This window comes from Pelagibacterium lentulum (assembly GCF_003992625.1).
GTDB classification, from domain to species: Bacteria; Pseudomonadota; Alphaproteobacteria; order Rhizobiales; family Devosiaceae; genus Pelagibacterium; species Pelagibacterium lentulum.
In genome coordinates, this window is sequence record NZ_RZMW01000015.1 from 35,189 (window position 1) to 57,153 (window position 21,965).

A 21,965-nucleotide genomic window follows, 5' to 3' on the forward strand; every position below is an offset into this window, starting at 1 on the left:
GACTGGTGAATCGGCCCCAGGCACAGGCCCATTCTGGCGCCCTGGCTTCAAACAGGCCAAATACCGCATATGTAACGGTAAGCAGGGACGCCCAGCAAAAATAAGCTGGTGCATTTCGGATGGCATGGTTTTGTCAAAATACCGCGGTTTTGCCTGTTCTTGTGGACACAACCGCCCTGCGAAGCCGTTTTGACAAAACTTATGTCAATTTTTCTCAATCAGGTACCAGCATCTTCCTGCATGCGGATGACGTCGCGGATCGCCTTCATACTATCGGGGCGCAGAAAACTGCCGACGAGGTCAGCACGATAAGGCGGCTTGGCAAGTGACATGTGTGGCTCCCCCTTCGGGGCTAGTTAAGGCCAGTAAGGGCCGAACGGCGAGCAAGATACGACACCGTGATGATATCCGGTGTCACCCGCCTTTGAAATTCCTCTCGGGTAGTCCGCCCCAACGCCGTCGAGATACCAAGCCCGACCGGACGTTAGCTAACGTGTTTGATAGTGGGCGCCTCAAATAGGATCGTTATGTTGAAATAAAATCGATTTTCTAGTATAATATAGTTTTCTAGTCTATACATCGTTTCCTTCGCAAGGCATATTGGCCCCTGAGAGCAGGACTAGAGGTTAACCATGGAATCCAGTGTGAAAGCAGCGGGAAAGCCCACCATGGCTGGGCAGATCGAGGTGCAACTGCGCCACGACATCCTGCACGGCATTCTCGCTCCTGGCGCTAAACTGAACCTCGACAAGCTTCGGAGTTCGATGGACGTGGGATTGTCTCCCCTCCGTGAGGCGGTCACCCGGCTTGTGGCCGAAGGGTTGATCGAAGCGGAGGCGCAACGCGGCTATACCGTCACGCCGATCTCGGTTGCCAATCTCAATGAGGTCTGTGCTCTGCGGCTCGAACTCGAGCCGTATGCGCTGCGGAAATCCATCGAAAATGGCGGTCTCGACTGGGAGACCGCAGTAATGGGTGCCTTATACCGTCTGAACAAGACCGACCGAATCCCCGGTGATCCTGTCAGCCTCGCCAATTGGGAGGTAGCCAACAACGCCTTTCATCTAACGCTGGTCGAGCGCTGCGACATGCCGCTGCTGATCAAGATGTACAAATCGCTTGTCAGCATGAACGACCGCTACCGGCACATTTACCTCAAGGCGGTTGCGGTTCAGCGCGACGTGATCGATGAACACACCGCGATTGCACAGGCTGCGGTCGAACGGCGCGCAAACGATGCCGCCGCCTTGCTGGCCCGGCATATCGAGCGCTCCACGAACAATTTGCGGCTCCTTATCTCCGCTGACCTTCCGGAGAACCCGCAATGACGCGCGCGCTCGGGCTGGGACATTTCACCTTTCTCGACCTGCCGCCAGCCGAACTGGTCCGGCTGGCGCGCCGGGCTGGCTTCGAATTCGTCGGGATGCGATTCCACCCGGTCGCCCCCGGTGCACTGAACTGGCTGCCCGATGCGGCCGGGCTGCGCGAGCTTGCGCGCGTCATGGATGGCGAGGGGATCGGACTTTACGACATCGAGACCGTTGTTATCGATGAGACGCTCGATCCGGAGACTTTGGTCCCGGCGATGGACGCCGCCAGCGCGTTAGGAGGCAAGCGTGTGAACGTCTGCGCGGATGTCTTTCCGGCGCTTACCGAGACTTTCGCCAGGATAAGCGAGCTGGCCGCCGCCCGCGGGCTGGGTCTCGATCTCGAATGCATGGCGTGGCGCGGGGTCAATACGCCGCGCGCCTGCCTCGATCTGATCGCGTCCTCAGGCGCCTCGAATGCAGCCTATCTGGTCGATGCGCTACACCATTCGCGCTGCGGCGGAGTTGCCTCGGACATTGCCGCAATGTCCTTTGGCAAGGTCGTTTCCGCGCAACTATGCGACGCGCCTGCTACCGCCCCGTCGGGCAACGACGCCCTTTTGGCCGAAGCACGCGGGGCGCGCCTTCTTCCGGGCAAAGGTGGGTTGGACCTTGCAGGGATTGTACGGGCGCTGCCGGCCGAAACGGTCATCTCCGTCGAACTGCCTTCAGCCAGCGATACCCGCCCGCCACTCGAGCGCGCCCGCGCCATATTTTTGGCAACCTCAGCTCTGTTCGCACCGGAATCAGCATGAAAACCATCTACGTCCTGAATGGCCCCAACCTGAACCTTCTTGGCAAGCGCCAGCCTCAAATCTACGGGCACGAAACGCTTGAGGATGTCGAGCGTCAATGCGCTGCCGCCTGTGCGGAAGGGTTCGGCGTGCGCCTACTTCAGTCCAACCACGAGGGGCAACTTATCGACTGGATTCACGAGGCACGCGAGACCACCTGCGGGATTGTCTTCAACCCTGGGGCGTTCACGCATACTTCGATCGCGATTCTCGATGCGCTCAACACCTACGAACCTCCGGTGATCGAAGTCCATATCAGCCAGGTGCACAAGCGCGAGGCCTTCCGGCACCATTCCTATGTGTCGCTTCGCGCCGACGGCGTGATCGCCGGACTGGGCCTTGAAGGCTACGCCGCCGGTGTGCGCCGGATTTGCCAACTCGCCACGCGTCAGACGCAGGAGGACCTTCAATGACCATCATCGGCAACCAGCAGGAAGTAACACCCGCCGTCCTGAAGGTCATGGAACAGACCAACGATCCGCGTCTGCGCGAGGTCATGGTGAGCCTGATCAAGCATCTGCACAGCTTCATCCGCGACGTTCGCCTGACTGAAACCGAGTTCCAGCAGGCGACCAAGATACTCAACACCATGGGTCAGCAGAGCAACGACAAGCACAATGAATTCGTGCTCATGGCCGGATCGCTCGGTGTGTCGTCGCTGGTTTGCCTGCTCAATAACGGTGACAATGGCGCGACGGAAACGACGCAATCCCTGCTGGGACCATTCTGGCGCATGAACCATCCCATGACCGAGAACGGCGGATCGATTCTGCGCTCCGATACCCCCGGTCCCCGGCTCTATGGCACGTTCACCTTTCTCGACCAGTCCGGCATGCCGATCGAGGCTTTAGAGGTGGACATCTGGCACGCATCACCAGTCGGCCTTTATGAGAACCAGGACGAAAATCAGGCCGATTTCAACCTGCGTGGAAAATTCCTGACCGGGGCAGACGGGATCGTGCGGTTCAAGTCGGTCAAACCCATTGGCTACCCCATTCCGACGACGACGACGGTTGGCACGCTGCTGGACGCGCAGAACCGCCACCCATACCGTCCGGCGCATGTGCATGTCCTTGCTCACAAGCAAGGGTTCAAGACGCTGATCAATCAGACTTATGTGGATGAGACTGACTATTTGACCTCGGACGTCCAGTTCGGGGTGACCCAAGCGCTGATCGGTAAGCTCGAAAAACACACCGGCCCGCATCCCGAGGATGGCGATGTGGGCGAATGGTACACGCTCGAACACACGCTGACGCTCGAACCGGGCGTTTCAAAACTTCCAATCCCCCCCATCAAGTGAGCAGACGATGTTGACAGAACAGCAGCGCCAGGATGCAGCCGACGCGATCCTGAAGGCCGAACAGACCCGCAAGGTCTGCCCCCAACCCTCAAAAACATGGCCCGGCATGACGCTCGAGGACGCCTATGACGTTCAGCGTCGCTGGGCTGAGGCGCGCATTGCAGGCGGCGCGAAAATCGTCGGGCGCAAGATTGGCCTCACCAGCCGCGCCATGCAGCAAGCATCGAAGATGACCGAGCCGGACTACGGCGTGATCCTGGACGACGCGTTGTTCTATGATGGCGCGCGGATCAAGGCCGGGACGTTCATCAAGCCACGGCTCGAGGTCGAACTGGCCTTTATCATGGGCGAGGACCTTTCCGGTGCCGGATGCCAGGTGCATGACGTTCTGCGCGCGACGGAGTTCGTTCAACCCGCGCTGGAGATCATCGATTACCGCACCGAGGTGCCGCGCCAGATCGTGGACACGATTGCCGACAACGCCGCCTTCGGCGCGATCGTTCTCGGCGGGCGCACCATTCGTCCGTTCGACGTCGATCTTCGTTGGATCGGCGCAACCTTGTCGCAAAATGGCGTTATTGAGGAATCGGGCGTTTCGGCAGCGGTCATGGGGCACCCCGCGGCAGGTCTGGCGTGGTTGGTCAACAAGCTGGCGCCGCTCGGTGGAGGTCTGAAGAAGGGCGATATCGTTCTGGGAGGATCATTCACCCGCCCGGTCGATATTTCCTCCGCCGACGTGATCTTCGCCGATTATGGTCCCCTGGGGTCGTTGGGCGTCCGGTTCGAGTGATCGTGCTGTCCTCTTCCTATCCTCTCAATTCAACCATCTGGATATGGTCATGAATTTGCCTGCCAATACCTTCAAAGCCGCATTGCGTTCCGGAGAGACTCAGATCGGCATCTGGTGTTCGCTCCCGGACCCCAATGTTGCGGAGCTTCTGGCCGGTTGCGGCTATGATTGGATGATGCTCGACACAGAACATTCGACAGCGGGCCCGAACGAAGTGATCAGCTTTCTGCGCACGGTGGCCCCTTATCCGGTCAGTCCAGTGGTGCGTCCCGGTTGGAACAGCCCGGTGGAGATCAAGAAACTTCTCGACGCTGGGGCGCAGACCCTGCTGGTCCCCTATATCCAATCCGCACAAGAAGCCCGGTCGGCGGTGGCGGCGGTGACCTATCCGCCCAAGGGCGTACGAGGGGTCTCTGGGATCACCCGCGCCACCCGCTACGGCACCGTTGCCAACTATGCCACACGCGCCAATGAGGAAATCTGCCTGCTGGTCCAGGTCGAAACCCGCGAGGCACTGTCCCAGCTCAAGGAGATTGCGCAGGTGCCGGGCGTGGACGGCGTGTTCTTCGGCCCCGCAGACCTCGCGGCCAGTTTTGGCTATCCCGGCCAACCGTCGCACCCTGAGATCAAGAAGGCGATCCTCGATGGAATCGGCGTGCTTGGGGACCTTGGCGTGCCCGCTGGGATTCTGTCTCTGGATCAGGATTTTCTGCGCGAGGCCGGGACGGCGGGCGCCTTGTTCATCGCGGTTGATGTTGACTCTGGCCTGTTGCGCCGGTCCGCCGTCGCGCGGCGCGCTGAATGGTCCTGACTCCAATGAAAGACAGGACGCATTCCGCCTTGCGCGTTGCTCTTAACATGAACAACACCGCGCTCGTGCAACGGGCCGGCGATGGTTACACAGGGCTGGCGGTCCGCATTGCCGAACGCATCGGCGCCGAGATGGGCGCGCCCCTGACCTTCGTCGAACACCCCAATGCGCAATCCGTCGTGCAGGCCGTGCCCGACGGGTGGGACATCGCCTTTCTCGCAATTGACCCCTCACGCACCGACCGAATTGCGTTCAGCGATCCCTATCACAGTGTCGAGGCGACATTTCTGGTGCGAGAGGACCTGGCGCATCGGTCATGCACCGAAATCCTGCAGGGGGATTACGCGATAATGAGCGCGAAGGGCGCCGCCTATCAGGCACGCCTGTCCGCGCTCGTGCCCAACGGGCCGCTCGTCGTCGCAACTTCCCCAGACGAGGCCCGACAGCGCTTCCTGCGCGGCGAGGGCCATGCTCTTGCCGGTATTCGTGAGACCCTGGACTCAGTCGAGATTCCCGGAGCCCGCATTCTCCCGGATAACTTTGCACGCATCGAACAAGCCGTCGCCGTGCCCGTTCGCGCCAACGGCCAGATCGCGCTGATCAATCGAACGCTCAAAGAAATGCTTTGAAGCGGGCGCCAACCGAATGCAATTCGCTGGTAGCGTTGTCGGCAACGCGGTGTTGCACAATCGCTATCCCGCATTTGCCGCCCCGCAGGACTTGGGACTGTCCGTAGTCAAGCGATTTGACGCAATGTGGTGCGTCGAATACCGGGACACCATTGCCCCTTTGCGTTCTCGACGCAGACAAGGTCGAGATGTTCTCGCCGTTGCTGTTCGCTGCACTTTGCAGCCCCAATCTGGTCATCGCTTTATAGCGCGTCGCCAGACACAAGAGTCTGATCGGCCCCATGGACCTGGTGATCACTGAGAACCAAGACTGTGTGACCGTCGAGTTTAGGTGGCTCGATACCTCTCATCGGCCACAAGATTCTCTGGTTTTGATGGAAGCAGACCATAGCTCTCCCATCGCTATCCCCCGCGAAAGCGGGGATTCATCAGCCTGCCGTCAAACACAAGTGCCTGCGGCTGATGCTCATGGTCCCCCGGCTCAAAGCCGGGGAAGCGGACGTTACAGATCGCGATTCAATCAAAATAGGACACATTCCAACCGCATGATCCCAGCTCTAACTGCTATAGCGTCTGCGATGTTGCCTGCACGCCCTTGTCGAAAAGGCCGACCAGCAAGCTTTCCACCAAGCCTGCCCACTCTGCGGAACCTGACAACGCATCTGGCATAAGCCCAGGCAACGCGATAAACGCTTTTACCATATCAGACGGCTCTTGCAGACCTGCGATTGCGGACCTGATTTCATCGGCTCGCGGATCGGAAAGTGTAGCCAGATTGCGGACAACAAAGGCCATCCAGCAGGCTGTCGCAAAAGCGAAGGGAGCAAGTCCGGCTAGTCCATCGGCCAATATCTCAACTGCAGGTGCAAATATGCGCTGCGGCAGTTTCTGCGTCCCGTCCATAGCGATTTGACGCGTTGCGTGCGCGATGTTGGGATTTTCGAACCGCGTGCATAGCTGGTCAGCATATGAATCCAGATCAACGCCGGGCACAGGGGGCACGGTTCTGGAAGCGACCTTCATATGCCGGACCACAGCCGAACGCAGCACCGGATCCGCCATGACGTCCCGAACATAAATTTTGTCAGAAAGCGCACCAGCGTAAGCGAGCATGGAATGCGTGCCATTGAGCATACGCAGCTTCATTGTTTCGTAAGCCGCAATATCGCTCACAAAAAGGGCGCCTCCCTTTTCCCAAAGCGGACGACCATTGCAAAAGTTGTCCTCAAGCACCCATTGCGAGAACGGTTCTGTTTCGATCGCGGCCAAATCTTCATATCCGCAAAGCCTTTGGGCGAGTGCACGTGTCTCTGTGGTTTGCGCAGGCGTTATGCGGTCAACCATGGTTGAGGGAAAGCTGGTATTCTCCGAGATCCAGCTGCGCAACTCGCTGCTGACCTGTTCGGCAAATTCCAGAACAACACGACGCAAGACCGCGCCATTGTCCGGCAAATTATCGCAGGAAAGAACGGTAAAGGGTTTCGTGCCAGCTGCCCGGCGAGCCTCAAGTCCTTTTACGATCCAACCGATCGCGCTGACCGGATAAGCTTTTTCTCCTGCAAGGTCCGCGACAATCGAGACATTATTGCGATCAAGGCCACCAGTGGCCACATCACGACAATACCCTTTCTCAGTAATTGTGAGCGATACAATCCGCGTGGTCTCGGCAGATAGTGCAGCCAGAAGCTCTTTACCTTGCTCAGGTGCATACAGCACACCTTTGAGTGCATCAATGACCTGCGCCGTGTCTCTGGAAGCACCGCGCTCAATCAGACAATAACGTCCATCCTGCAAATTGAGAGCATTTGCGGCATCCGCGGTTCGTAGGCTGACGCCGAGAATGCGCCAGTTTCCACCCGCCGCGGCAATAGCGCTGTCTGTATACCAAGCCTGATGAGCCCGATGAAACGCGCCGAGCCCAAGATGTACTATACCCACACCATGCCGATCGGGCGCGTAGCCAGCCGAAGTTACGCTATCGGGGAGTTTGGAATTGGCGGAAAGATGCTCCATCAAGAGAACTCGGTGCGCGCATGGGAGAGCGCTGTGATGACCCCGCGCAATTCTGCAAGGCCACGCAGTCGCCCGATAATTGGATAGCCAGGCTGGCTGCGGCGGCGCAGATCATCCACGATATCCTGACCATGATCGGGGCGCATGGGTATCTGATGGTCAGCGCGTCCTTCGGCTTTGCGCCGCGCCTCTTCCTTAAGAACCGCAGCAATCAGCGCCACCATATCTGTGCCGCCAGCAAGATGCTCATCTTCATAAAACGAGCCAGCAATCGCATCGCCTTCACGGCGCACATTGCGCAGATGCAGGAAATGAACACGACCACCCAGCCGCTCCATCATGCCGGGCAGATCGTTGTCCGGGCGCGTACCGAGCGACCCTGAACAAAGCGTAATGCCATTGGCCGGGCTATCCACCGCCGAGCACAGCGCACGATAATCAGCTTCCGTCGACATTATGCGCGGGAGACCCAAGAGTGGAAATGGCGGATCATCTGGATGGCAACATAGCCGCTGTCCAAGTTTTTCCGCAACGGGCACCACTTCTTCTAGGAAATCAAACAGATTACGCCGCAGACGATCCGCTGGAATATCGTCGTATTCAGCAAGATGGGTGCGCACATCATCGAGCGAGAAAGTCTCTGCTCCGCCAGGAAGGCCTGCGATGATATTGCCCGTCAGCTGCCTTTTGCGCTGTTCGTCCATTTCAGAAAAGCGCTTGGCAGCCTCTTCTTTCACGGCCTCGGGGAAATCATTGTCTGCACCTCGGCGCTCGAGAATATGGATATCGAAGGCAGCAAAGTCGGCGAAGTCAAACCGCATGCAGGTTGCACCGCTTGGACGAGGCCAGGCGAGATCAGTGCGTGTCCAATCAAGGATCGGCATAAAATTGTAGCAGATCGTTTCAATGCCTGCATCGGCAAGGTTCTGAAGGCTCTGCTTGTATGTCTCGATGTGCTGACGCCAATCGCCCTGCTGCTTTTTTATGCTCTCCGAGATGGGGAGACTTTCAACCACGGTCCAGTACAGTCCAGAAGGCTCACCAGTGGAGGTTCTCGATATCTCTGCCTTGCGCTTTTCAATCTCCTCGGAACTCCACACGACTCCCGGCTGGATATGATGTAGCGCAGAAACAATCCCTTCAGCGCCAGCCTGAACAACATCCTCTATCTTGGCAATATCGTGCGGGCCAAACCAACGCCATGTCTGTAACAAGATTTGCTTCCTTAAAAGTTCTGTGTGATGTGCGGCCGGCACAGGTGAAAAGCACCTTTCCAGATCCCTATGTGCTTGAAAAACTGTCCGCGACGGGTTCGATAGCAGAGGCACCGGCGCGCTTTAGTTCACGCGCTGCTCGGTTTCAGCATCAAAAAGATGAATCGCATTCAGCCTGGGCAGCAGTCGCAATGACTGACCTGATGCAATAGCGATTCGGTCCCTCAGAACGCCGGTAATGGTGTCACCATTCGCATTACCAACAAAGTATGTCTCAGCACCGGTAGGCTCAACGACCGATACGGTAACTTCAAAAACCTCTGGCGCCTCCGAAACCTGCAGATGTTCAGGACGGAAGCCCATAATCAACTTCTTGCCCTCAAAGGCCCTATCAAGCCCTTCGGGCAATGGCAGCACAGTGTGGTTTGCGGATTCAAACATTTGCTTGCCATCACGTACGACCACTGTTCCATCCAGGAAATTCATCGATGGCGACCCGATGAAACCTGCCACGAACCTATTGGCAGGCCGGTCATAAAGCTCAAGTGGCTCACCGAACTGTTCCACAACACCATCACGCATCACGACAATCTTGTCGGCCATAGTCATGGCCTCTATCTGATCATGAGTTACATAAATGGTGGTGGTCTTGAGTCTTGCGTGAAGGTCCTTGAGTTCCGTACGCATCTGAACGCGAAGTTTTGCGTCGAGATTTGAAAGCGGCTCGTCGAACAAAAACACCTGCGGGTTGCGAACGATCGCGCGGCCCATCGCAACGCGCTGACGCTGTCCACCTGAGAGCTGTTTTGGAAAGCGCTCAAGGTAGTCCGTCAGTCCGAGAATACGTGCCGCATCCTTGACCCGTTGATCGATTTCATCTTTGGACTTCCGCGCAAGACGGAGCGAGAATCCCATGTTCTGAGCAATTGTCATATGCGGATAGAGCGCATAGTTCTGAAAGACCATGGCGATATCGCGGTGCTTGGGCTCAACGTCATTGATGACGCGGTCACCAATCAGGATTTCACCACCGGTGATTTCTTCGAGACCGGCAATCATGCGCAACAGTGTGGATTTACCGCACCCGGAGGGGCCGACAAGAACCACAAAATCGCCATCGGACACCCCAACTGAAACACCGTGAATGGTGTCCACGGAGCCGTACGATTTCCTTACATTCTTGATTTCGACGGAAGCCATGCCTAGTCGCGCTCCTTAATTGCACTCATTCTGTCTATTGCCTGCATTGCGGCCAACACGCTCAAACCGGTATGATATCCAGGGTCAAGATCGGGGGTTGCGGGCACGTAATCAACAGGACCATCTAGTGTCCTGCATTGGTAAGCCACTGATGGGTTGTCACGCCAATACCATTCAAAAAACGCCCGATGTGCTGTCTGCCATAGTGACATCACCCGCTCAGACCTCGTGCGCTCGAATATAAGAGCAGCGGTCCGGATTGTTTCCGGCAAAGTCCACCATGGACGATAGGGACTGGTCTGCTCTCCTGAAGATAGAGAAACCGTCAACGCGACACCGGGGGCAGTATACCCACTCTCAAACGATGCGATGAGAATGCGTGACAGCATTTCCACCATTTCATCGGACGCGTCACTTCCCAGATAGTCGAGAGCAAATCCTGCGAACTCTATGCCGTGCCCGACATTACAAACATCTTCACCAGAGACGTTTCGCAAAAGTCCGGTTGCAGGATCAAAGTGACGATCGATGACATGGGAGATGAAGCGATTAGCATAGGCTGCATGCGATGAATGCCCGGCACGCTTGAGCATGCCTGCTCCACCAAGCAAGATCATACGAGGACCGAAATCATCCTGCTGTTCAGCCAGGGACACATCCCCCAGCTTTTCATGTTCGTTAATCTGGAAATGCCCATCTTCAATCGAAGCAACCACCTTATCGAAATACGCAAGATGACCTGTCAGGCCCGGCAGCCCGAAACGTGAAGCTGCCGCCACCAGCCCTTTGGCCACAAAAGCATCTGAATAGGTGAAAATATTGCTGGGTGTTTCCTGCGCTTCCCACCCTTCGCCCAGACGGCGAACAGGCGACATTGCCTTTTCATAGCAGAAATAGGCATGGCCATCCCTGCTCACCAGTTCATTGAGCGCATTGTAGAGTTCGCGCGCCGCCTGATCGAGGCGGCTGGTGAGAGCGGGATTATCAGTTTCAAACCATTGGGCATGAGTAACGAGCGCTTCGAGGCCCCTGCCCTGTATCCACCCATAGACAAAGTCCGGGCCACGCAGACCGTCCTCCGCCCTATAATCGGCCAGTGTCAGCGGATTGAGCTTGGTGTTGAGGTAGCGCCCGTGAAGTCGAGGCCGTGCCAACATCCACTCAAGCGTTGCCGCGTTGATACGGCCGTAATCGGCACGCGCTTTAGAGAAAAAGCTATTCTCTCTCATTCCTTTAGCCCCGTACCAGCAACACCCTCGACGAAGTTCTTCCTCAGAAGGACAAACAGGGTCACGCTGGGAATGAGAACGATCGCGGAAGCGGCACTGAGCTTACCCAGATCGACCGTAAATCCGGTCTGGAAGAGAGCCAACCCTACTTCGATCGTATAGGACTCGCGGGTCGTCGCAACAATCAGCGGCCATGCAAAGGCTGTCCATGCCTGGAAGAATGCCAACACGGCAAGCGCGCCAAGCGCACTGCGAAGCAATGGCACGACGATGAAGAAGAAAATCCAGAGCTCGCCGGCACCATCGATACGTGCTGCTTCGAGAAGTTCGTCAGGAACCGAATGGATCACATTCTGGCGGATGAGAAATATGCCGAAGCTCATCACCAGATAGCCAATCAGCAGGCCCCAGAGCGAATTGAGCATGCCCAACGACTGCACCTGAAAGTACAGCGGGATCATATAGACCTCAAAGGGCACAATGGCCGTAGCAAGAATGATCAGGAAGATGATGTTGAGCGAGCGGTACTTGAACTTTCCGAGCACATAGCCTGCAATCGCAGACGTCGCCAGAATTGCGATGGTCGAAAGCGTCGCAAATGCAAAACTGTTGAACATCCAGAGCAATAGTGGCGTATCGTTCAGCACCGCTGTCAAATTATCCAGCGTTGGATTGTTCGGAATAAATGTTGGCGGCCAGCTTACCAGTTCCTGTGGGGTCTTGAAGGCGTTTGCCACTAGCATAAGAAGCGGCAGAACCATCATGACACCAAACAGGATCAAAAAGCCATCAATAGCCCAATCGGTCAGCTTGCGCTTGCGGTTCCACTTTGAGCTGCCCGATTGCGGTGCGGAGTTTGACGGGATGCTCATGAACGGGCTCCTTTTTCGCGCAACAGGGTGAACTGGATAAACGTCAGAACCAGAACGATGGCCAGCAACACCACGGCTTCGGATGCAGCATAACCAACGCGATAATTTCGGAATGCATTCTCAAGCATATCAAGCACCAGCACTCTGACCTGCCTGCCGGGCGCGCCCTGTGCATCCGAGGCAAGTACAAAGACCTGCGCGTAGACGTTGAATGCCGAGACCAGTGTAACCACGGAGACGTAAAGTGTGATCGGCTTCAGCATCGGCATCGAAATGAACCAGAACGATTGCGGCGCAGATGCACCGTCAAGCCTTGCTGCCTCAAACAACGAGTTGGGAAGATTCTTGAAGCCGACCAAGTAGATGATCACCGCATAGCCCAGCGCCTGCCATGAGCACAGAATGATAATGGAGATCAGCGAAAGCGTGGGATCAAAAAGCCAAGCCTGAGGTTGAATTCCAAACATGCCCAGAAATGCATTGAGAGGCCCTAGCCGTGCATCGAAAATCCATTTCCAAGCCATGGCCGCCGGGACCAGCGAAGCGACATGCGGGATAAAGACCGAAGTTTCGTAGAAACCAGCGAAACGCGATTTCGTACGATGATAAATCAACGCTGAGATGACCATCGCGGTCGGAATGGTCAACAAGAGGACGCCGAAGGCTATGATCGACGTATTGCGCAACGCTTCCCAAAAGAGATGATCCGCAAACAATTCCCGGAAGTTCTCAAGGCCGATAAACGGTTTGTTGCGAGACAGCAAATCCCATTTGTGCACGCTGAGACGCAGTATTTCGCCAATAGGTATGATACGAACCCAGAAAAAGATCGCCAAGGTAGGAAGAATGGCGGCAATCGCGAACAGCAAGCGCTTGCGCTTCAGCATATCAGTCTCTCGCGTCTTGGGTTTTCCAGATACCAGTCATCGATGCCCGCACAGCTGCGGACCTGCAGTATCAAACAATGCCCCACCGGCGTGTAGGCAAGCCGGTGGGGTGGTCAGTTAAGATTATTCAGCCAGCAGGCCTTCGCGACGAAGAATCTGGTTGGCTTCGTCTTCAGCAGCTTGCAAGAAGTTACCAATGGCTTCTTCATCGCCAGCAAGCTGGGACGCTGCGAACGCATTGACGAGCTGGGCCGCAATACGGGTCAGCACTTCTTCGATCGGAGCAAGAGCGGGCAAGGTGAAGAATGCGTAACCTTCCGGATAGTCCACAAAAGCAGCAAAAGCTGGCTCGGCTTCAGTCACCGGGCTGTAGTCGACATTATGCCGATTAGGCAGCCAACCAACATTCTCAAGCAGCCAGACAAGATTTTCAGGATCATTGGTTGCCTGGATGTAATCCCAAGCGGCCTGCTCCGCTTCACCTTCTGCGCTGACATAGAGGTTGGCAGGAAGGCCAATTGCACCATAGGGCAAAGGCGCAGTTGCGTAGTTGAGATCAGGAGCTTTTGCCGCGATGTCGCCGATCACCCAGCTTTCGCGGATGAACATTGCAGTCTGTTCACGCTCAAAAGCTTCAGCATCTGCAGGCGATTCAACCGCAACAGTCTTTTCGATATGAATGTTATCGAGGTACTGCCCGAGGGCCGCACGGCCAGCTTCATTGTTGAGGTTGATACGGAATTTACCCGGCGTCACTTCCTCGATCATCATGCCGCCATCGAACTGGAACATGTTGATCCAGAATTTTTCAGCAATACCCTGACCACCACCTGACAGACGCAGTGACCAACCGGTCACGTCAATATTGCCGGAATCGTCACGCTTGGTCAGCGCCTTAGCATATTCAGTGTATTCTTCCATCGTCTGCGGAGGACCATCTAAGCCAGCTTCCTCAAACATGTCGAGATTATAGAACAACGCAGACTGACCGCGGAACAACGGAACACCATAGACGGTGCCATCATAGCTCACAGCATCAACGAAGAACTCGCCAAAGTTCTCGGAATCCTGAACAAAATCGGCAACACCTTCGAGCGCCTGATTGAACAGTTCGTTCTCGATGTAACGGCTGGCGGTTGCGCTGTTGAGTTCAACAACAACAGCCCCTGCAGAACCCGAGGACAGACCCAGCGCGACACGGCGCTCATGCTCACGGAGCGGAATGGCTTGCACGTCGATGGTGACGCCAGGATGGGTTTCCCTGAAACCTTCTGCAACGTGCTCATAAAAAGGCGCCAGCTCTGGATAGCCTGACCAGACGGTGACCGTCTGTGCGAATGCACCGGAAATTCCAGCCATCATCACGCCGGCCGCAACCGACCCGAGCACCGCGCTGCGGTTGATCCCGGCACGTAAAATCGCGTTCTTGTTTATAGACATTGTAGTTTTCCCTTCCATGTGGCGTTTCCTCTACGCTTTGTAAATGCTGCCATGCAACCGGTTGCGCGTCAAGCTAAGCAAATGCCTTAACGGTCGATTCTTTTACTCCGCTTGCTTATAATTCTGCGCAGCAGCAAGTGCTCGCGATGCGGCTCCAACCAATTTTTCGGCTGAGCCTTTCGCAAACGTGGCGGGCATGCCGTAATAACGGTGCGCCTCATCCACCTCATATCCGCCGGAGGTGTACTCGCTCTCCGGCGCAATATATCCAGGATTGTCATCCGCATAGCAGATCACAAACCCGGACAGATTCGACAAACATCTGATATCAATAGATGTTTCTGCAAAAATCTCTCCTGGGAGCGCAACCAGACCTAGCCCGCCCCACCGCAGAGCGCTTACGCGTACACTTATCGGAACAAGCGGGTCTTCCGCAAAGCGCCGCGCCCACCGCGCCCAGATTGGGAGCACGAGACTCTGCTGGCTGGACGCGTTTTCTGCCCCTGCCTCCCATTGTTGCGCCAACAGGTGGAGCGGCTCGACCTCTCTGCGTTCAAAATCGAGCCGCACGAACTCCTCCGCAAAAGCCACCTCTGGTTCTGCAATCGGTTCCAGCTTTGCAGCAATAGCGCATGTCGCAATTGCGCGACCAATGTCCTGCGCGGCCTCGAAGGTACGGGCTGAATTTTTTGTAAGGCTTAGAGAGGCATGAGCACTATGTCCCGTATTCAGATCACCCGCGCAGCCTGTCAGAAAGAGACAGACCGCTCCGGGGAAGGCTTTCTCAATTTCCGTGCGCAGAAAATATGGATAATCGGCCGTCCAGAGCAAATTCGTGGCATCAAGCACAACCGGGTGGCAGGCATATGATGTCAGCACCGCTATGGCTTCGCCTGCCTGATTGCATGCCACAAGCACGGGCAGCGAACGATCGACAGCCCCATCGGCATGACGGCGATTACGGGCAATATCCGGATCAACGCCATAACCGAAATGGAGACTAGCCTCGACCGAACTCTCATGGGCGCGAGTGATGGCCTCGACACAGCCACTTTCCAGAACACTCAGATAGTCAGGATCAGCATCGGCGCCCAACCGCCCGGCCATGGACACCGGCCCGCCGTGATTATGTACTGCTGCTACAACAACAGCCGAAGCCGGCAATCCACAACGCGTGCGTATACGCTCGCTCATAGCAGCCTCGATGCCCAGAACGTCGGCAACGACGATAGCCGTATCACCGATTACCAAAGCGCGCGCAGTTAGCGGATCATGCACACCTTCTGCCGGCAGAGTGCGTGCACCAAACCCCGTCATCGCGAGACCGACTGGCGGTGTTATATCGACGACGGAAACACCTACACGCACCATCAGCCGACTACCTTTGCGCCGTTGAGCCAGACATCCACAATTTCAAGCGAGGATTGTCCGGGATTTATTCTGAAGCGGACAATATCTGCACGCTTACCAACAGCCAGCTTGCCCCTTCCTTTAGCGAAACGCCCCGGATTTTCGGTGGCCAACCGGAAAACATCGCCAAGTGACAGCCCAGTCAAGCCCATTGTGCTCACTATGCCTTCATTAAGATTTCGCGCAGCGCCAGCAAGGTATGGCGTCCCGGCAATGCCGAGTCTTCCATCTGCGGTGAGCTCGACCTGTCCGCCAATCGCCTGCGTATAAAGACCGGGCTTAAGGCCTCCAAGTGAAGCGACATCAGATACAAGCACTGAGCTTTCGAGCCCCTTTGCGCGCAACATGGCTTTAAGAGTATCGGCTGGCAAGTGATGACCATCACCGATAAGTGCAGCTGTGAGTCGTTCATCCACCAATTGCGCCCAGATGAAGTTTGGATGACGCGGCAACATTGCAGCCGCACCATTTCCTAAATGAGTTGAAAGAGAGGCGCCTGCCGCCGCCGCAGCATGCACCTGTTCCGGCGTTGCATCCGTATGCCCGATGGCAATGGTGATGCCCATTTCAACGACCGCATGAATGAATGCGTCAGTCTCAGGCCAGTGAGGCGATAACGTGACCATGCTGACCAGCCCCCCGCTGGTCACCAGCCAGCGCCTGACCTCTTCTACATCAGGCGCACGCACATGCTCGCGCGGATGCGCTCCACGCGGACCGTCCTCGGGCGAGATAAACGGCCCTTCGACATGAATACCTGCAACCATGTTTCGGACGATCATATCGGAATCAACAGCGGACCGGATCGCCGAAAGCGCCTGAACGATGTCCGCTTCCGATGCTGTTATGACGGTCGGGAGAAAGCTTGTGACACCATGCGCCAGCATTGCCCTGGCAAGCGAAGAAACCGTCTCAGGCTCCAGCTTTCCGCTATTAAGATCGAAACCGGCATAGCCATTGACCTGAATATCGACCAACCCTGGCGCCAGATAGCAATCCGCTTCCCCACCTTCGAATATCGCAGAAACAGGCGTCCCGCCGGCAAACGACACGGTCTGCACTTTTCCTGTATAGGGATCGATACCGCTGATGTCGGTCATGGCTTAGAGCGCCTTTACACGATGCCTGAACTTGCCGATAAACTTGCCATTCGCCTCATCACCGCCAGGCGCATTACCACTGCGCCAGACCGGGGGTTCAATTCCACGCTCAAGCAGGCGTGAAATTGTATGAATGACCAGCGTATTGAGCGTGAAGGCATTCGCGAACGTCGAAATCGCAGCGACTGCTTCTGTCATTCCGGGCAGGCTCACCACTGCATCCCCAACAGGCACTTTTGTGTCGATAGCGATATCGACGATATCATGCAGGTTCTTCTTGGTTGGATGCCGTGCTGGATGATCAGGTGAGCTGTTATCTGCGTGCTCGCGAGAGCTGACGCCGATTAGAAACACGCCTCTTCTCTTTGCTTCCAGCGCAGCATCGATCAGCGCTGCGTTGATGCCATACGCGTTGACCAGAATGAGCACATCATCACCGCCAAGTTCGCGATCGGAAATCACCACCTTGCCATATCCGGGGGTACGCTCGATCGCCATGGAACGCAGCGCGCCGTTTGAAAGCAAGGTTCCTTCATCGAGGATCGCACTGATATGCATCAAACCGCCAGCCCGAAAGAATATCTCCTGCGAGGCTAGATTCGAGTGCCCTCCAGGACCGAACACATGCACAAGTCGGTCTTTTGCGATCTGTTCGGCCAGAACATCCGCAACCTTCTCAATTGCAGGCGTTTCTTCTTCAAGAATACGCTGCATGTGACCATAAGCCCGAGCGAGATAATCTGCCGAAAAACTCTGGGCGTCGATCTTATTTTGCGACATTGGGATCCGATTCCTTATCGAGATAAAGCGTGCAATGGGCCTGCTTACGCAGAATGGACGCTGGGCAGGCCGTTTCGATCGGACCATTCAGCATGTCGTTCACGGCCACCCGTTTAAGGGTGCCTGGAGCCACGCAGAACAACGAATCTGCGCGCAAAAGCCTCGGGATGGTCAGCGTCACAGCGTGTGTCGGCACATCGTCGAACGCCGGAAAGCACTTATCATCCACCTGTTGCTGTCGACAGACATCGTCCAGTTCAACGACTTTCACATCATAGGGATCATTAAAATCGGCAACCGGCGGATCATTGAAAGCGATGTGGCCATTCACGCCAACCCCAAGTATGACAATATCGATCGGAGCCGCATTAAGCCGCTCTGCATACTCAGCCACAACGGAATCAGGGTCAGGATCCGGAAGGATCGGGAACACTTCTCCAAAAGCAGCTCTGGAAAAAACCTGCGCATCCAACCATCGCGCAAACCGCTCAGGCGCACCTTCCGGCAGCCCGATATATTCATCCATATGGAACGCGCTCACACGGCTCCAGTCGACGTCATCGCGCGCAAGCAACAGATCGAGCGTGTCAGCCTGTGACGGCGCCGCAGCGAAAATAATGCGTACGCGCTCCTTTTTCGCTAGAGCAGAATTGATGCGCTCCGCGATGTCTGATGCGGCCACTCGAGCCATATCCTCACGCCGCGCGAAAGACTTCGTTTTCAGGAGGTCGATTTGACGCTCGGTTGCACCCACTGGCATCGCCTGCCCATCCCAATCCATAAGCGCAAACACTCCCGTTCACTACCGCACATCAGAGATGCACTCATATCCGATACTTTGACAAAATCCTCCGAGTATCCGCGTCAGGTTCGGCACGACTCGAGCCCGGCGCAAAACACCCGAAAGCTAGCTTTCACTTACACACGAATGATTCATGCAACCGGTTGCAATGTCAAGGGTTGGTTTTGCTTGACTCAATGCGAAAGAACGGCCAGTTCAATTCTAGAGGGTGTGGGGGCGATGGGATGGCTTTCGCACGAAGAGGACTGCGTTGAAATGACCAGAACCCGATCTGCTCCGACGATATCGCAAGTTGCCGCCGCCGCTGGCGTTTCCAGATCCAGTGTGTCGCGTGCCTTTACCAACCCCCATTTGCTGAGTGAGGAGACTGTTAAGAATGTTCTCCGTATTGCGGATGAAATCGGATACGTACCGAACCACACTGCCCGCGCGCTAAGCACCGGTCGTTACGCAAATATCGCCATCATTGTTCCGGACATCGCCAATCCGTTCTTTCCGCCAATGATAAAGGCGGCGCAGGAAGATGCCGATAACTCTGGGTTCTGCGTGTTTCTGGGAAATTCTAATGAAGATCCTGCGCGCGAAGACCAGCTGTTAGCTCGTTTTCTTGGACAGGTGGAGGGATTTATTCTCGTATCATCGCGCCTGGGCGAACAGCGCATTCGCCATTATGTCGAAAGATGCCCGCTTGTCCTGATCAATCGTGACATCAAGGGCCTGCCACGCGTCCTCATCGACAGCGGCCCGGGCGTAAGTGAGGCCGTTCACCATCTTGCCGAACTCGGGCACAAATCCATTGCCTATCTCAGTGGCCCCAAGCGTTCGTGGTCGAACACGCAACGGCTGGCAGCCGTCAAGAAAGCAGGCAGAGAACTCGATCTCAAAGTATCAGTCATTTCGACAACCACTCCTTCCTATCAGGCTGCGCGCGAGGTCAGCGCGCGTCTTATCAACACAGGCGCAACGGCCGTCATTTCATTCGATGACCTTACAGCTCAGGGCGTTATTGCCGGGCTATCCGATCATGGGCTCGTTGTGCCCCGCGACATATCAGTCGTCGGATGCGACGATGTTCTCGACGCGGCCACCCACCCTAGTCTGACGTCGGTGTCAAGCCGTTCCGCAGAGTCGGGCAGAACAGCGTTGTCCATCCTTTTGGATTTTCTGCGCAAGGGCAACACTGGCGACATCCGCTTCTCGCTCGACACACGCCTTGTCAGCCGCGAAACAACTGCCCGCCCTCGGCTACCCTGAGACACGGACCGATACCGGAACTAGCAGGGAGCCGAAGAAGTGTTTCACCTGAACGTGTTTATCGTGATTCACTGGTCCCAGTGGGTTTTCTCAGGAGGTGAAGTTGCGCGGATCAGACGAGAGAATGGGGGCGCTATTCAACTATGTGGGCCTTGAGGCTCAGGTGCGCCTGATAACCCGTCGGCACGATCCGGTAACATGTTCGTCGCCCCGCTCTCGTGCCTGTGGAACGCGTTATGAAACGACCCTGTTTGAACCCAGGCTTTGATGAGGCGTTTTTGTCCCTTCATTCAAAGGATGCGCTATAAGCCAGGTTCACCATGGGAGCACCACAACGATAGCGACCGTCCGTCGAGCGATTCAACATAATCAAGAGAGCCTGAGAGCGCTGGCAACGCCCGATGCTCACTTCTTCGATCCGCAAACCACCCAGCGATTGCAATAGAGCCAATCCCTATTATCGCCGGAACAGCACACCGCCGAGCCAGCCGGTACCGATGGCAATTGCTATTGCGGCAAGGCCATAAAGAAATGGGTGGTTGCGCGCAGCGTTGGCCAGAAAGCGCTCGAACCCTTCGGTGCGCACAATAAAGCGGCTGGTGGCCTGGGCCGTGATCTCGCCGTTCTGAACGACAAGTGCATGGGCGACAAAGGTGCCGTTCGGTACCGCCGCAGGCAACACGACGCGGGCAGCAAATGTGGTGGGTGAAAGAAAGCTCACCCCGCGTGGATTATGGGTGAACAGGCCGGAATTTCTCATCAGACGCACCAGTTCGGGCGTGAACCGGCCGGCATTGCCTTGCTGCATGGCCTGATTGGCAATACCGGAAAGACTCATGCGTGGATCGGCAAGAATTTCGGGCTCGACAATCTCCTCGATCGGGCGGCTGGAGAGGACGGCGAAATAACCGGGTAGTCGCCGATACACTGCATAGGCGGTGTTGAGCATGATACCGAACTGGCGCTCCTGCACGCGCACAATGCGATCGGATGCTGGCCCACGCACCAGAACGATTACGTCCATAGGTGCGGCGGGATCTGCAATACCGCTGGGCTCGATGTTGCCAAACAGCGTCACGGCCTGGCCGGTGAAATTGGAATGTATCGTGACCAGTGGATCGGAATTGGCAAAGACCACGCCCTGAGCTGCGCCCTGCCCCGTGGCAAGCAGCAGGGTTGCCATCGCGATGAGAATTACCCGCAACAAACTCATAGCACTTCCCCAAAACCGATAATCGACATGGAGAATGGGTCGGCCGGGCTAAGCAGCAGCGTCAGGGCAAAGCGCGCGGCAACGCCAAGCACGATAATCGCGAGCAGTGCCCGCAACTGGTCACCGCGCAGATATTGGCCGGCAGAGGCACCAAACTGCGCCCCGGCAACGCTGCCGATCATCAGGCAGAAGGCCAACAAAATATCGACCGACTGGGTTTGTACGGCATGGAGCACGCAGGTGACGGCCATGACCGCAATAAGGTGCAGAAGCGAAGTGCCAACCACCACTGTGCCGGGCACACGCAGGATGTAAACGAGTGCCGGTACGAGGATGAAGCCCCCGCCGATGCCAAGCAAAGCGCCGATGATCCCGATGCAAAAGCCGATCCCCATGACGGGGATGATGGAAATATAGAGCTTTGATTTCTTGAACCGGGCCCGCAGGGGCAGAATCTGCACCCATGAATGCTGGCCGGGCAAATGGCGCGGCGCCGGTGGGCCTGCCTTGCGGGACTTGAGCAGCGAGCGGATCGATTCAGCCATCATCAGAATGCCGATAGCGCCCAGAAAGATCAGGTAGCCCAGCGAAATGAAAAGATCGAGTTGACCAAGACTGCGCAGGATGCCGAAAATCCAGACGCCGACAAAGGCACCGCAAATGCCCCCGGCCACAAGATACGCGCCGAGCTTGATATCGATCGCCCCGCGCCGCAGATATGACAATGCGCCCGAAGTCGATGAGGCAACGACTTGGCTTGTGACCGACGCAACAGCAACCGGTGCAGGAACACCGGAGAACAGCAGCAGCGGCGTCAAAAGGAAACCGCCGCCAACCCCGAACAGGCCGGATATAAA

Annotated in this window: 21 protein-coding genes; 8 read left to right on the forward strand and 13 right to left on the reverse strand. The window is 56.4% G+C overall.

Annotation, left to right across the window (positions count from 1 at the left end):
- Positions 1-632: 632 nt before the first annotated feature.
- From EO133_RS04810 to EO133_RS04840, 7 genes are read left to right on the forward strand one after another with little or no spacing between them, the layout of a single operon-like run.
- Entirely contained in the window at positions 633-1,328 is a 696-nt protein-coding gene (locus EO133_RS04810) for a GntR family transcriptional regulator (protein WP_127071533.1), read from the forward strand.
- On the forward strand, positions 1,325-2,122 hold the full coding sequence (locus tag EO133_RS04815; RefSeq protein WP_127071534.1) for a sugar phosphate isomerase/epimerase family protein: 798 nt from the start codon (positions 1,325-1,327) through the stop codon (positions 2,120-2,122). Before EO133_RS04810 ends, EO133_RS04815 begins: the two co-directional genes overlap by 4 nt.
- A complete protein-coding gene (gene aroQ, locus EO133_RS04820; protein WP_127071535.1) occupies positions 2,119-2,574 on the forward strand; it encodes a type II 3-dehydroquinate dehydratase in 456 nt (151 codons plus the stop codon). Before EO133_RS04815 ends, aroQ begins: the two co-directional genes overlap by 4 nt.
- A complete protein-coding gene (locus EO133_RS04825; protein WP_127071536.1) occupies positions 2,571-3,464 on the forward strand; it encodes a dioxygenase family protein in 894 nt (297 codons plus the stop codon). Before aroQ ends, EO133_RS04825 begins: the two co-directional genes overlap by 4 nt.
- A 7-nt stretch (positions 3,465-3,471) precedes the next feature.
- The gene (hpaH, locus tag EO133_RS04830) at positions 3,472-4,254 is read left to right on the forward strand and encodes a 2-oxo-hept-4-ene-1,7-dioate hydratase (protein ID WP_127071537.1); all 783 of its coding nucleotides are present in this window, start codon (positions 3,472-3,474) and stop codon (positions 4,252-4,254) included.
- Between the two features lie 49 nt (positions 4,255-4,303).
- A complete protein-coding gene (locus EO133_RS04835; RefSeq protein ID WP_127071538.1) occupies positions 4,304-5,065 on the forward strand; it encodes an HpcH/HpaI aldolase family protein in 762 nt (253 codons plus the stop codon).
- Positions 5,056-5,694, forward strand: coding sequence for a transporter substrate-binding domain-containing protein (locus EO133_RS04840; protein ID WP_127071539.1), 639 nt, complete (start codon positions 5,056-5,058; stop codon positions 5,692-5,694). Before EO133_RS04835 ends, EO133_RS04840 begins: the two co-directional genes overlap by 10 nt.
- Before the next feature lie 564 nt (positions 5,695-6,258).
- On the opposite strand, the gene EO133_RS04845 is transcribed toward EO133_RS04840, so the two are convergent.
- The 11 genes from EO133_RS04845 to EO133_RS04895 all read right to left on the reverse strand — a co-directional run bounded on the left by EO133_RS04845 (position 6,259) and on the right by EO133_RS04895 (position 18,620).
- Complete coding sequence (locus tag EO133_RS04845; RefSeq protein WP_206513458.1) at positions 6,259-7,707, reverse strand: mannitol dehydrogenase family protein; 1,449 nt, start codon at positions 7,705-7,707, stop codon at positions 6,259-6,261.
- Positions 7,707-8,921 carry a mannonate dehydratase gene (uxuA, locus tag EO133_RS04850; RefSeq protein WP_127071541.1) on the reverse strand — a complete coding sequence of 405 codons (1,215 nt, stop codon included), beginning with the start codon at positions 8,919-8,921 and terminating at the stop codon, positions 7,707-7,709. Before uxuA ends, EO133_RS04845 begins: the two co-directional genes overlap by 1 nt.
- 123 nt (positions 8,922-9,044) lie before the next feature.
- Positions 9,045-10,121 (reverse strand): ABC transporter ATP-binding protein, encoded by a 1,077-nt coding sequence (locus tag EO133_RS04855; RefSeq protein WP_127071542.1) that lies wholly within the window; start codon positions 10,119-10,121, stop codon positions 9,045-9,047.
- 2 nt (positions 10,122-10,123) lie between these two features.
- Entirely contained in the window at positions 10,124-11,350 is a 1,227-nt protein-coding gene (locus EO133_RS04860) for an AGE family epimerase/isomerase (RefSeq protein WP_127071543.1), read from the reverse strand.
- A complete protein-coding gene (locus EO133_RS04865; protein WP_127071544.1) occupies positions 11,347-12,222 on the reverse strand; it encodes a carbohydrate ABC transporter permease in 876 nt (291 codons plus the stop codon). The genes EO133_RS04860 and EO133_RS04865 overlap by 4 nt, the downstream gene beginning before the upstream one ends.
- Complete coding sequence (locus EO133_RS04870) at positions 12,219-13,109, reverse strand: carbohydrate ABC transporter permease (RefSeq protein ID WP_127071545.1); 891 nt, start codon at positions 13,107-13,109, stop codon at positions 12,219-12,221. The genes EO133_RS04865 and EO133_RS04870 overlap by 4 nt, the downstream gene beginning before the upstream one ends.
- 123 nt (positions 13,110-13,232) lie before the next feature.
- Entirely contained in the window at positions 13,233-14,549 is a 1,317-nt protein-coding gene (locus EO133_RS04875) for an ABC transporter substrate-binding protein (protein WP_127071546.1), read from the reverse strand.
- Positions 14,550-14,651: 102 nt separating this feature from the next.
- Positions 14,652-15,920 carry a neutral/alkaline non-lysosomal ceramidase N-terminal domain-containing protein gene (locus EO133_RS04880; protein WP_127071547.1) on the reverse strand — a complete coding sequence of 423 codons (1,269 nt, stop codon included), beginning with the start codon at positions 15,918-15,920 and terminating at the stop codon, positions 14,652-14,654.
- Positions 15,920-17,059 carry an N-acetylglucosamine-6-phosphate deacetylase gene (locus EO133_RS04885; RefSeq protein WP_127071548.1) on the reverse strand — a complete coding sequence of 380 codons (1,140 nt, stop codon included), beginning with the start codon at positions 17,057-17,059 and terminating at the stop codon, positions 15,920-15,922. The genes EO133_RS04880 and EO133_RS04885 overlap by 1 nt, the downstream gene beginning before the upstream one ends.
- A gap of 3 nt (positions 17,060-17,062) precedes the next feature.
- A complete protein-coding gene (locus EO133_RS04890) occupies positions 17,063-17,839 on the reverse strand; it encodes a sugar isomerase domain-containing protein (protein WP_127071549.1) in 777 nt (258 codons plus the stop codon).
- Positions 17,826-18,620, reverse strand: a complete 795-nt coding sequence (locus EO133_RS04895; protein WP_308788800.1) for a glucosamine-6-phosphate deaminase — start codon at positions 18,618-18,620, stop codon at positions 17,826-17,828. The genes EO133_RS04890 and EO133_RS04895 overlap by 14 nt, the downstream gene beginning before the upstream one ends.
- A 276-nt stretch (positions 18,621-18,896) precedes the next feature.
- Between EO133_RS04895 and EO133_RS04900 the strand changes: the two genes are divergently transcribed.
- Positions 18,897-19,895 (forward strand): LacI family DNA-binding transcriptional regulator, encoded by a 999-nt coding sequence (locus EO133_RS04900; protein ID WP_127071550.1) that lies wholly within the window; start codon positions 18,897-18,899, stop codon positions 19,893-19,895.
- Between the two features lie 457 nt (positions 19,896-20,352).
- Here EO133_RS04900 and EO133_RS04905 read toward each other — a convergent pair whose 3' ends face one another.
- Positions 20,353-21,108, reverse strand: coding sequence for a TIGR02186 family protein (locus EO133_RS04905; protein WP_127071551.1), 756 nt, complete (start codon positions 21,106-21,108; stop codon positions 20,353-20,355).
- Positions 21,105-21,965: sulfite exporter TauE/SafE family protein (locus EO133_RS04910; protein WP_164734894.1), on the reverse strand; the 861-nt coding region annotated here is incomplete at its 5' end. The genes EO133_RS04910 and EO133_RS04905, both read right to left, overlap by 4 nt.